Below are 11582 nucleotides of genomic sequence, written 5' to 3' on the forward strand. Positions count from 1 at the left end.
TATCCCGGGAGGTAGCCACGGTAGTAAAAATAGTGGAATACGACTTGGCGTGTATAGCCTCCATCATACACATGTAGGCCAATACCGACTTATTTTGGAGCGAATCGATATGGTCCATGATTTTGGGCATTCCCGTATTGCTCTGCAGTGTATCCAGAAGTGTAAGGCCGCCCAGTGCTTTCTTATAACATTCCCGCATTTCCGGGGACAGCGCTTTCCAGCTGTCGATATCCTTGGATGGGATATATTCGGTATCGATCCAAAACTGCTTGATATTCTGCTCCCAGAACATGAGCGCATAATCGTTGTCTGGTTCATTCCAGTTGACTGCTTTGTATTGTTTCATATCCACTTGAAATTATAAAGGTGGCCAGCTGATGTTAGATAAGAATACGAAGCCATTCTTGGTGTTCAAGCATGGCTTCGTATTCGATCGGCTGTATTCTTTAATTAACTTATTAACTTAACGCTTTCTTATTGGTTATAGTAATAACAAAATTGGTAACGGCGCCCGCTTATGCCGAGCACGACACGCATTCTTCGATGGTTGATTTACGGGTACGTGTATAATACAACGACTTCAATCCCATCTTATGGCCATAAATATAGTAGCGGGCCAGATCCCGTGTGGTATCCTTCGAATTGGTGTGCAGAATGGTACTGATTCCCTGATCGACATGCCGCTGGATCACTGAAACCAACCGCAGTACTTTCATCTGGTCCATATCGTATGCCGACTTGTAGTAGAAGTAATTCTCATTGGTGAGATACGGCATGGGGTAGTATGTCGTGCTGTCGCCATATTCCCGGACTTCGATCGTATCCACGATGGGCATCACGGAGGCCGTAGCATTCATGATGTAGGAAGTGGATTGGTTGGGCGCAATAGCGATGCGGTACGCATGGTATATTCCATGTTCCTGTACTTGCTGTTTTAACACCTTCCAATCTTCCTTGGTAGGGATAGCCACGCCATCAAACAGTTCGCTACCCTTAATCGTGGTGGGGAAGTAATCCCGGGTAATGTACTTATCGAAATAGCTTCCGTCGGCATAAGCCGATTTTTCAAATCCCTGGAAGGTGCTTTTCCGTTCGCGGGCAATCTCCATGGAAGCCTGCAGGGAATAGAAGTTCATCATCATGAAGAACACGTTGGCGAAGTCCAGTGCCTCCTCACTTTCGTACATGACGAAGTTTTTGGCGAGGTAACCATGCAGGTTCATGGCACCCAATCCCACGCTGTGCAATTCGCGGTTCGCTTTCTGGATGGATGGTACCATAGCAATATCCGTAACATCCGTTACCATGGTGAGGGCACGCATGGCTGTCTTTACCGCTTGCTCAATGCGTTTGTTTTCCATGACAGTGGCAATATTGAGCGAGCCCAGGTTGCAGGAGATACCATAACGGATGGTATCTTGCTGGCCGTAAATATTGATGTCGGAAACTTCGGATACCTGCATAATCTCCGTACAGAGGTTGGAAAATTTGACCTGTCCGATGCCGTTCAATGCGTGTTGCCGGTTGGCATTTTCCTTGAAGAAGATATACGGGTAACCGCTCTCTTTTTGTGTCTGGGCAATTTTAACCAGCAAGTGGCGGGCATTGACTTTTTTCTTCTTGATTTTGGAATTGGTGATAAGCTCATCATACATCTCATCCATATCCAGCTCATCCAGGTATTTGCCGTATTCCTGCATTACGGTGTGCGGGTAAATGAGGTAGCAGGGCTCGTCCTTCGCTGCCAGCTCCATAAATTTATCCGGAATAATAACACCGATAGAGAGGGATTTGATGCGGACTTTTTCATCCACGTTGATTTTTTTACAATCCAGGAACTCCTCGATGTCCGAATGGAAGATGTTCAGGTATACTGCACCGGCTCCGGGACGCTGCCCGAGCTGGTTGGCATAAGAGAATGTATCTTCAAGGATCTTCATGATGGGTAACACGCCGCCGGCACGTCCTTCCACCCCTTTAATGGCTTCACCGCGGCCCCGGATCTTGGAAATGTTGAAAGATACGCCGCCGCCAATGGATGATAGTTTCATGGCAGAATCCACAGCATAGCCAATGCCGTTGAGGTTATCTCCGATTTCATCGAGGAAACAGGATACCAGTTCTCCCGAACGTTTTTTTCCGGCATTAAGGAACGTGGGGGTAGCCGGCTGATATTCCTGGTTAATGAGTAATTCGGCATATTGCAATGCACGGTCAATCCCTTCATGGCGGGCAAGGAACAGCGAAACCGCTGCTACGCGATCTTCGTAGCGCTCAAGGAATTTTTCGCCGGAGTCATCGCGTAGCGCGTAGCTCTGGAAAAATTTGAAGGCACTCATGAACGACGGGAAACGGAATTTTTTGCCAGCGATGTATTGGTATACACGCTCCATTTCCTCAAAGGTAAACCACTCGTAGAAATTGATGTAATAATTGTTTTCAATGAGGTAGTCTATTTTTTCTTTGAGTGTATAAAAGAAAACCGTGTTCTTATTTACATACTCCAAAAAATAGGCGCGTACAGCTTCCTTATCCTTATGCAGGCTAAACTCGTCATCATGTTTGACCATGATTTCATTATTGAGCAAAATCCAGCTCTTTGCTACCTCGTTTGTTACCATAATATTTTGTTGCTATAATGTCAATAAACTGTTTTACATCCTCCATGGTTCCCGATAGCTCAAACTTAAAAGCCAGGGGTAAACCATATTCCGCAGCGATCCGGTCACCAGCCAGTCCGAAGTTCTGGCCCCAGTTGCGGTTTCCGCTTGAGGATACGGAATGCAGGCATGCCTGTGCCTGCTGTAAAAAGTGCCGGGTTGTTTCCGGAATTTCGCCGAAGCGTGTGGTAAATGTCACCAAATGGCCCGCATGTTCGGCCATCATCCCCGGTTGTATTTTCTGAACGTGCCAGCCCGTCAACGCCGCCACCTTTTGGATGAAACGCTCTACGTTACCCGTTTTACTGTCGTAATAAATCCATTCCATACCCATCCGGTTCTTTAGTATTCATCTTCCTGCTAAGTTTCCACGACCGGGCAGGTTATTCAGCTGCCAATGCTGACAGCTCTTCTGGTTTAAATCCGATGATGCGTTGTGTTTCCTGACCCTGGGACAGTACAATGACCGTCGGTACAGTACGGACCTTATATTGGATGGCTAATTCCGGCTTGTCAAATGGATTGACTTTTTCGTAGTTGATACCTTTGCGGTCGAGGTATTCCGACACCTGGTTGCAGGGGGCACAATCGTTTTTTTCGAATTTAATAATCCTTGTCATAGCGGTAAAAATTTAATGTTCAATACCTTCCGGACTTCAGCAAATTTTAATGGGTTCTGCTGGGTGATGTGGATAAATCCGGCAGCCTCAAACAAAGATCAACTATTTAAATTGCTGATGGTAGCAATTGTTATCAACAGATGTTGAATTATTAACAATGTGGAAAAACGGTATAGGGGACAACTGAATTAACGGTTTTATTGTCAATGTGTTGAGCGTCTTATCCTGTGGGTTTGCTTGAAAAATGTGAATAAGAATCTCCTGGTTTCGGTATGCTTATTGATACCCTATTCTTCTTGTCGTTTCCCCGGTTACACCACCCGTTTGTATGGCGTGTCGATGGGCCATCAAATCAAATATTCAAATAGGGTTTGATCGCTGTTTACTTCTTTGAAATCGAAACGGTGTTGGCGCATGCGCTGTATCAGTGCGGCATAGTCGGTAGCGTCCCGAAGCTCAATTCCCACCAACGCCGGACCTCTTTCACGTTGTGTTTTCTTGATGAACTCGAAACGTGTAATATCATCGTGTGGCCCCAGTACTTCATTAACGAAAAGTTTAAGTGCTCCGGGCCGTTGGGGGAAACGCACAATGAAATAATGCTTAAGTCCTTCATACAGCAGTGAAAGCTCCTTGATTTCGCTCATCCGGTCGATATCATTATTGCCACCGCTTACAATACACACTACATTCCTGCCCTTGATCTCTTCTTTATAAAAATCCAGGGCAGCTACGGAAAGTGCGCCCGCCGGTTCGGCTACAATGGCATCCTTGTTATACAGCTCCAGGATGGTGCTGCATATTTTACCTTCGGGTATCAGCCGTAAATCATCGAGCAGATCGCTGCAAAAGCGATATGTTAGCTTGCCCACGCGTTTTACGGCGGCACCGTCGACAAAGCGGTTAATATCGCCGAGGGTTATTGGCCCGCCATGCTCCAGTGCTGCTTTCATGGAGGGTGCTCCTTCGGGTTCCGCGCCGAACAGTTTAATGTCCGGTATGGAATGCCGTAGGTAATAACCTGTGCCGGAGGCTAAACCGCCCCCACCAATGGGCATAATTACGACGGCCGTATCCGGTAGATCCTGTAGGATTTCCAGACCTACGGTGCCCTGCCCTTCGATAATAGCGGAGTCATCAAAAGGGGGAATAAAAGCCATGTGCTGCTCCGTGGAATAGGCTATCGCGGCTTCCTGACAGTCGTCAAATGTGTCGCCATGCAAAACGATATCGATATGCCCTTCGCCGAACATGACGGTCTGGTCGATTTTTTGTTTGGGTGTAGGCCCTGGCATAAAAATGACCCCTTTGATACCCAGTTTTTTACAGGAATAAGCAACACCCTGTGCATGATTGCCTGCGCTGGCACAGACCACGCCTTTTTCCCGCTCCGAAGCGGAAAGATTGCTTATTTTGTTAAATGCACCCCGTAACTTGTAAGAACGTACCACCTGCAAATCCTCACGCTTCAGGTAAATAGCCGCATGGTATTTCTCCGACAGCCGCTGGCTATATTGCAGCGGCGTGTGATTAACCACACCTTTTAACTGTTCGTAAGCGGCCGTGATCGCCTGTTTCATTAACGGGGTGCTCATAAAGCCGGTTTACGTAACAATCAGGTTGGGCTGTCCGATATTCGCAGCCAGCCAATCGCCTACCTCGCTGGTTTTATACGCCTTATTTTTGCCAGCCAGATCTTCAGTTACGATCCCTTCTGCAAGCGACTTATTGACAACCGCCCGGATGAGTTCAGCCTCCTCTTTCAGGCCAAATGCATCTTCAAACATCATGGCTGCCGAGAGCACGGTTGCCAGTGGGTTGGCGATGTCTTTTCCTGCCGCTTGTGGATATGAGCCGTGTATAGGTTCGAAAAGCGATGTGTGGACACCAATGGAAGAGGAGGGCATCAGGCCCATTGATCCTGAAATCACCGAGGCCTCGTCGGTCAGGATGTCTCCAAATAGGTTCTCTGTGATCAGCACATCGTATGCACTCGGCCATTGTACCAATCGCATCGCTACCGCATCCACAAATTCATAACTTACTTCTACTTCCGGGTAATCTTTTTCCATGTCCTGTACCGTTTCGCGCCACAGGCGGGAGCTTTCCAATACATTGGCCTTATCCACACAGCACAATTTTTTCCGCCGGTTCATTGCCATCTCGAATCCAAGTTTGGCCAGGCGTTGCACTTCTTCGCGCGTGTAGGTGCAAGTATCGAACGCCGTGTCGCCATTATCTTTCCGGCCGCGTTCACCAAAATAGATACCACCCGTCAGTTCGCGCAGAATCACCAGATCCGTACCTTCGATGCGTTCCCTTTTCAGGGGTGAATTATCAATGAGGGACGGGAAGGTAAATGTAGGGCGGACGTTGGCAAACAACCCCAGCTTTTTGCGCATTTTCAGCAACCCCTGTTCCGGGCGCACCGGCGCCTTGGGATCGTTATCGTAACGTGGGTGGCCAATGGCGCCGAATAATACGGCATCTGCAGCCATACAAACGGCATGTGTTTCGTCCGGATACGGTTCACCGACGGCATCGATTGCTGCTGCGCCCGTTAACCCAAATGTCCAATTGACTTCATGTCCGCATTTTGCCGCAACGGCATCTACGACTTTTACAGCTTGTCCTATAACTTCGGGGCCGATACCATCGCCCGGCAATAGCGCTATGTTCAGTTTCATAATATATTATACAGTCAAAAAATTAAAGATCAAAAATTAAGCGGGTATGGTTTCCAGTTGTTTCACGTTCAGCACAATATTCAGCATTTTCTGTGTGGCTTTAATTGCGCTGACCGTCTGGTCGGAATCCAGTCCCCGTGTCGTAAATGTTTTATGCTTCGCAGCCCAGGTGATGGTAGTTTCGCACAACGCATCTGAGCGGCTTCCGGGTGCAATGCGCACGTTATAATCCACCAGGTCTGGCAGGCGGGTATTGTTTTTGCTATAAGCCATCGTCAGGGCGTTCATAAAGGCATCGAACTGGCCATCTCCCTGTGCATGTTCTTCGAACAATTGGCCATTTATCCGTATGGCAATGGTAGCCGAGGGGCGCAGACCCTTTGAATGTGTCAGTACATAGGATTCGATCAGTAGCTGTTCTTCATGTACTTTGGTCGTCAGTACGTCGGAAATGATATAGGGGAGGTCCTCCATAGTCACGTTCTCTTTCCTGTCGCCAAGTTCAATGACCCGCTGGGTAACTTTCTTAAGGTCCTCCTCGTTCAGTTTGAGTCCAAGTTCCTGTAGGTTTTTTTCAATATTTGCCTTCCCCGATGTCTTTCCAAGCGCATACTTGCGTTTCCTGCCAAACCGTTCGGGAAGCAGGTCGTTAAAATAGAGATTCTTTTTGTTGTCGCCGTCTGCATGTATTCCGGCCGTTTGCGTGAATACATTGTCGCCCACAATAGGCTTATTAGCCGGTATACGTACGCCGGAGAAGTTTTCGACCAGCTTGCTGACCGTATAGATTGCAGATTCCCTGATGCCGATTGTTACAGCCGGCAGAAAATCATTGATAACGGCCACTGCGCTTGCCAGCGGAGCATTACCGGCCCGCTCACCCATGCCATTGACCGTCAGGTGCAGGCCATTGACACCTGCTTTTACCGCCTCCAGTACATTTGCGGTACCCAGGTCGTAATCGTTGTGTGCATGGAAATCAAAATGGACGTCCGGAAACCGTGTCCGAAGGGTGGCGATATAGTCAAATGCCTCCGTTGGGGTAAGTACCCCGAGCGTGTCGGGCAACATGATCCGATTAACCGGCTGCTGCGATAAAAAGTCGAGATACTGCAGAACGTAGTCACTGGAGTGGCGCATACCGTTACTCCAGTCTTCCAGGTACACATTGGTTGCAATGCCCTTTTCCAGACCTTTAGCGATGACTGCGGCAATTTCGCTGAAATGCTGTTCCGGAGTTTTCCGCAACTGATGGGTCAGGTGATTCAAAGATCCTTTGGTCAGCAGGTTCTGCACTTTCACCCCCGCCTGTTCCAGCCATGCAATGGACACGCCGTTGTCAACAAAAGAAAGCACTTCAATCCGATCGATATAGCCCTGGTCGGTAGCCCAGTCCGTAATGGACCTTACCGCATCAAACTCACCCTGGGAAACGCGGGCAGAGGCAACCTCTACCCGGTCTACCTGCAGTTCTTCGAGCAGTAATTTTACGATGGTCAGCTTCTCGGAAACCGAAAACGACACCCCCGACGTTTGTTCCCCGTCGCGCAATGTCGTATCCATGATTTCTATGCTCCTGCTTTCCATATCGTTTTAAAGCGGAAGAGACTTCTCAAATTCCTGAATGTCGGTCTTGATGTTCAGCAGGTAATCAATATCATCGAAGCCATTCATCATGTTGCTTTTCTTATAGCTGTTGATCTCAAAAGACTCCTTTTCGCCGGTTGCCAGCAGTGTTACGGTTTGTTCGGACAAGTTAACTTCCAGTTCCGTATCCGGGTTGGCGTAGACTTCCGCAAATATCCGTTCCAGGAATGTTGCACTTACCTGTACCGGTAACACGCCAATGTTCAGGCAGTTGCCCCTGAAAATGTCAGCGAAAAAACTGGAAATGACACAGCGGAATCCATAATCGTATATGGCCCAGGCCGCATGTTCCCTGGACGATCCTGAACCGAAATTCTTGCCGCCTACCAATATTTTTCCTTTGTAGGTCGGATCATTCAGCACAAAGTCTGCCTTAGGCGTATTGTCCGATTGGTACCGCCAATCGCGGAAAAGATTATCTCCAAAACCCTTCCGCTCGGTCGCTTTAAGGAAGCGTGCAGGGATGATCTGGTCGGTGTCCACGTTCTCAATCGGAAGGGGAACCGCTGTGCTTTTTAATATAGTGAAACTATCGTATGCCATTTTTCTTATTGTAAAAGGGTTCTCGGATCGGTTACTTTTCCTGTTACGGCTGCAGCTGCGGCTACCAGCGGGCTGGCCAGCAGCGTGCGGGCACCTGGCCCCTGCCTTCCCTCAAAATTCCGGTTAGATGTACTTACCGCGTATTTTCCGGCCGGAATCTTGTCGTCATTCATTGCTAGGCAGGCGGAGCATCCGGGTTGCCGCAGTGTAAAGCCTGATTCAGTCAGGATATCCAGGATACCCTCCCGCTTGATCTGTTCTTCTACTACATGCGATCCGGGCACGAGCCATACCGTTACATCTTCCGCTTTCCGTTTTCCTTTTACCAGGGAAGCAAAAGCACGGAAGTCTTCAATTCGCCCATTGGTACAGCTGCCGACGAATACGTAATCCACTTTTTTGCCCATCATGGCTTCGCCTTCGTGGAAGCCCATATAACCCAGTGATTTTTCAAAAGTTGCCCGGGCTTCTTCCACCTGATCGGCATCCGGTATGTCCTCGGTGATTCCGATGCCCATACCCGGATTGGTTCCGTAGGTAATCATCGGCTCAATCTCGGAACCATCAAAAGTGAATTCCTTATCAAAGGTGGCCTCCTCGTCTGTTTTCAATGTTTTCCAGTAGGCCATTGCCTTATCCCAGTCGGCACCTTTCGGGCTGAATTCCCGTCCTTCAATATAATCGAATGTCGTTTGGTCGGGGGCAATCATTCCGCCGCGGGCTCCCATCTCAATGCTCAGGTTACAAACCGTCATGCGGCCTTCCATGCTCATCTGCTCAAAGACGTTGCCGGCATACTCTACAAAATGACCCGTGGCACCCGAAGTAGTCAATTTGGAAATGATAAACAACGCTACATCCTTGGGCAATACGCCCCTGCCTAACGAACCGTTGATGGTGATCCGCATCTTTTTTGGTTTAGGCTGCATGATGCACTGCGTGGAAAGTACCATTTCTACCTCTGAGGTACCGATACCAAATGCAATGGCACCGAATGCACCGTGCGTTGACGTATGTGAATCCCCGCATACGATGGTCGTCCCAGGCTGTGTAATGCCATTTTCCGGGCCGATTACGTGCACAATCCCGTTTTTATAATGGCCAAGGCCCCAATGCTGGATTCCGTATTCAGCTGTATTCTGTTCCAGTGCCCTTAACTGATTGGCAGACAGGGGATCTTCTACTGGTAAATGCTGATTAATGGTCGGCGTGTTATGATCTGCCGTGGCAAATGTACGCTCTGGATAAAGTACCTTGATATCCCGGTTTTTTAATCCCAGGAATGCCACAGGGCTGGTCACCTCATGGATCAGGTGACGATCAATGAACAATACATCCGGCCCCCCTTCAATCTTACGTACCACGTGTGCATCCCACACTTTGTCAAATAATGTCTTACTCATTTTTATAGTTGTTGTTTATGCTTTTGCTTTTTGCCCTAAATAAACTTATTCAATGCGTCGAGGTAGGCATTTGCAGATGCCCGCACGATATCCGTGCTGAAGCCATAGCCCATATACGACTTATCTTCGTATATCACGCGCATATCCACCTTACTGACATCGTCGCTGCCGCCGTGAATAGAATGAATGTTAAACTCCTTTATTTCAATTTGCTTTTCCGTAATCTCTTCGATGGCTTTGATGGTAGCGCTCACTGGGCCATTGCCCGTGGCTACCGCTGTGTGTTCCACGCCATTATAGCTGAGTTTGATGGTTGCTGTTGGCGTGTCTTGGTCGCCAGTGGTTACCTGTAAGGCGTTGATGGCAAGTCCATTTTTGAAACTTTCTTCTGTTTTCCGCCCCATCAGCTGCAGCAGGTCGTCGTCTTTGAGTTCCTTTTTTGCATCGGCCAGCTCCAGGAAGCGCTGATAAACCTGGTCGAGGTCAATCCGGTCAATGGCATATCCCAGCCGTTCCAGGTGATGCTTCAGTGCGTGTCTGCCACTTCTGGCGGTCAGTATAATTTCGGATTGGTCGATACCGACGTCCTCGGGGTTCATAATCTCGTAGTTCTCGCGGTGCTTAAGCACACCGTCCTGGTGTATGCCGGAACTGTGTGCAAAGGCATTGCGGCCAACGATTGCTTTGTTGGCCTGTACCGGCATACGCATCATACGGCTCACCATACCACTGAGCGGATACAGTTGCTTGGTGTTGATGCCGGTATGTAAGCCAAGTGTCTGGTGAACTTTCAGCGCCATTACAATTTCCTCAAGTGAAGTGTTGCCCGCGCGTTCGCCAATGCCGTTAATGGTGCACTCTACCTGCCTGGCGCCATTTTGCAATCCCGCAAGGCTGTTTGCCGTCGCCAGCCCTAGGTCATTGTGGCAATGCACGGAGATAATGGCTTGGTCGATATTCTTGACGTGCTCCATGAGATACCTGATCTTGGCGCCATATTGCTCGGGGAGGCAGTAGCCGTTGGTGTCCGGTATGTTTACAACGGTTGCCCCTGCGGCGATAACCGCTTCGATCATGCGGGCGAGATATTCATTGTCGGCACGGCCGGCATCTTCCGCATAAAATTCAATGTCCTCAACAAAACCTTTGGCGTATTTAACCGCTTCCACAGCCCGTTCGAGTATGGCCTCGCGAGTGCTGTTGAATTTGTATTTGATATGCATGTCGGAAGATCCGATGCCGGTGTGTATCCGGGGGTGCTTGGCGTATTTCAGCGCTTCGACAGCACAATCAATATCACCCTTGTTTGCGCGCGTAAGCGCACAGACAGTCGGATGGGTCACTAGCTTAGATATTTCAACGACACTGTTGAAGTCGCCGGGACTTGAAATCGGGAATCCAGCCTCAATGACATCAACACCCAATGTCTCCAGCGCCTCGGCGATGATGAGCTTCTCCGGGGTGGTCAACTGTGAACCGGGCACCTGCTCCCCATCACGGAGGGTGGTGTCAAAAACGTATATGCGGTTAGGATCGTGCAACATAATAAGCTGTTTTTCTGTTATGCGTTAGGGTAGCTTGCTTAATAGGCAAGCTCGTTAATCTCTTCTATTACTCGGACTTCGCCTTTTTCCAGTACTATTTTCTTTTCCAGGCAGCTGGGTAACTGCGTTTCATAATGACCAACGTAGATCAGTGTTTTCCCGAAGCCACACAGTTCATCGACCACTGCATTGAAAAGCGCTGTTTGTGTATGGTCGAGTCCCTGGCAAGGCTCATCCAATATCAGCAACGGCGGGTTCTTGATGATGGTCCGGGCCAGCAATACCAAACGTTGCTTCCCCAACGGCAACGTTGTGATCAGTCTGTTTTTATCTTCAGTGAGCTCAAAGAAAGCCAGCAGTTGATCAATTTGCTTTTGTTTTTCATAGCTGATCTGCCTGAACAGGCCGATGCTGTCATAGAAACCCGAAGCAACAGCCTGCCATACGCGGGCCGTTTTATCAAAATACCAGTGCAGTT

General features: G+C 48.7%; 11 protein-coding genes. All 11 read right to left on the bottom strand.

The window, feature by feature from the left end:
* The coding region (locus ABWO75_RS11890) for a ribonucleotide-diphosphate reductase subunit beta (RefSeq protein WP_353185814.1) at positions 1–346 on the bottom strand (346 nt) is incomplete at its 3' end.
* 169 nt (positions 347–515) lie between these two features.
* A complete protein-coding gene (gene nrdE / locus ABWO75_RS11895) occupies positions 516–2621 on the bottom strand; it encodes a class 1b ribonucleoside-diphosphate reductase subunit alpha (RefSeq protein WP_353185816.1) in 2106 nt (701 codons plus the stop codon).
* Positions 2578–2988 carry a class Ib ribonucleoside-diphosphate reductase assembly flavoprotein NrdI gene (gene nrdI, locus ABWO75_RS11900; protein ID WP_353185818.1) on the bottom strand — a complete coding sequence of 137 codons (411 nt, stop codon included), beginning with the start codon at positions 2986–2988 and terminating at the stop codon, positions 2578–2580. The genes nrdE and nrdI overlap by 44 nt, the downstream gene beginning before the upstream one ends.
* A 55-nt stretch (positions 2989–3043) precedes the next feature.
* Positions 3044–3280: a glutaredoxin family protein gene (locus ABWO75_RS11905; protein ID WP_257659048.1), complete on the bottom strand. Its 237-nt coding sequence runs from the start codon at positions 3278–3280 to the stop codon at positions 3044–3046.
* 347 nt (positions 3281–3627) lie between these two features.
* Positions 3628–4875, bottom strand: a complete 1248-nt coding sequence (ilvA, locus tag ABWO75_RS11910; protein WP_353185820.1) for a threonine ammonia-lyase IlvA — start codon at positions 4873–4875, stop codon at positions 3628–3630.
* Between the two features lie 9 nt (positions 4876–4884).
* Positions 4885–5967 carry a 3-isopropylmalate dehydrogenase gene (leuB, locus tag ABWO75_RS11915; RefSeq protein WP_353185822.1) on the bottom strand — a complete coding sequence of 361 codons (1083 nt, stop codon included), beginning with the start codon at positions 5965–5967 and terminating at the stop codon, positions 4885–4887.
* Positions 5968–6003: 36 nt separating this feature from the next.
* Positions 6004–7554, bottom strand: a complete 1551-nt coding sequence (locus ABWO75_RS11920; protein WP_353185824.1) for a hydroxymethylglutaryl-CoA lyase-like TIM-barrel protein — start codon at positions 7552–7554, stop codon at positions 6004–6006.
* 6 nt (positions 7555–7560) lie between these two features.
* Positions 7561–8157: a 3-isopropylmalate dehydratase small subunit gene (gene leuD, locus ABWO75_RS11925; RefSeq protein WP_353185826.1), complete on the bottom strand. Its 597-nt coding sequence runs from the start codon at positions 8155–8157 to the stop codon at positions 7561–7563.
* Between the two features lie 5 nt (positions 8158–8162).
* Positions 8163–9560 carry a 3-isopropylmalate dehydratase large subunit gene (gene leuC, locus ABWO75_RS11930; protein ID WP_353185828.1) on the bottom strand — a complete coding sequence of 466 codons (1398 nt, stop codon included), beginning with the start codon at positions 9558–9560 and terminating at the stop codon, positions 8163–8165.
* A 35-nt stretch (positions 9561–9595) separates the two neighbouring features.
* Positions 9596–11104 (bottom strand): 2-isopropylmalate synthase, encoded by a 1509-nt coding sequence (locus ABWO75_RS11935; protein WP_353185830.1) that lies wholly within the window; start codon positions 11102–11104, stop codon positions 9596–9598.
* Positions 11105–11142: 38 nt separating this feature from the next.
* On the bottom strand, positions 11143–11582 hold a 440-nt coding region (locus ABWO75_RS11940), incomplete at its 5' end, for an ATP-binding cassette domain-containing protein (protein ID WP_353185832.1).

This window comes from Parapedobacter lycopersici (assembly GCF_040395035.1).
Taxonomy (GTDB): domain Bacteria; phylum Bacteroidota; class Bacteroidia; order Sphingobacteriales; family Sphingobacteriaceae; genus Parapedobacter; species Parapedobacter lycopersici_A.

Excerpts from the sequence above, each read along its gene's own strand:
- nrdE (WP_353185816.1), bottom strand. The coding sequence starts at position 2,621 with ATGGTAACAAACGAGGTAGCAAAGAGCTGGATTTTGCTCAATAATGAA.
- nrdI (WP_353185818.1), bottom strand. The coding sequence starts at position 2,988 with ATGGAATGGATTTATTACGACAGTAAAACGGGTAACGTAGAGCGTTTC.
- ABWO75_RS11905 (WP_257659048.1), bottom strand. The coding sequence starts at position 3,280 with ATGACAAGGATTATTAAATTCGAAAAAAACGATTGTGCCCCCTGCAAC.
- ilvA (WP_353185820.1), bottom strand. The coding sequence starts at position 4,875 with ATGAGCACCCCGTTAATGAAACAGGCGATCACGGCCGCTTACGAACAG.
- leuB (WP_353185822.1), bottom strand. The coding sequence starts at position 5,967 with ATGAAACTGAACATAGCGCTATTGCCGGGCGATGGTATCGGCCCCGAA.
- ABWO75_RS11920 (WP_353185824.1), bottom strand. The coding sequence starts at position 7,554 with ATGGAAAGCAGGAGCATAGAAATCATGGATACGACATTGCGCGACGGG.
- leuD (WP_353185826.1), bottom strand. The coding sequence starts at position 8,157 with ATGGCATACGATAGTTTCACTATATTAAAAAGCACAGCGGTTCCCCTT.
- leuC (WP_353185828.1), bottom strand. The coding sequence starts at position 9,560 with ATGAGTAAGACATTATTTGACAAAGTGTGGGATGCACACGTGGTACGT.
- ABWO75_RS11935 (WP_353185830.1), bottom strand. The coding sequence starts at position 11,104 with ATGTTGCACGATCCTAACCGCATATACGTTTTTGACACCACCCTCCGT.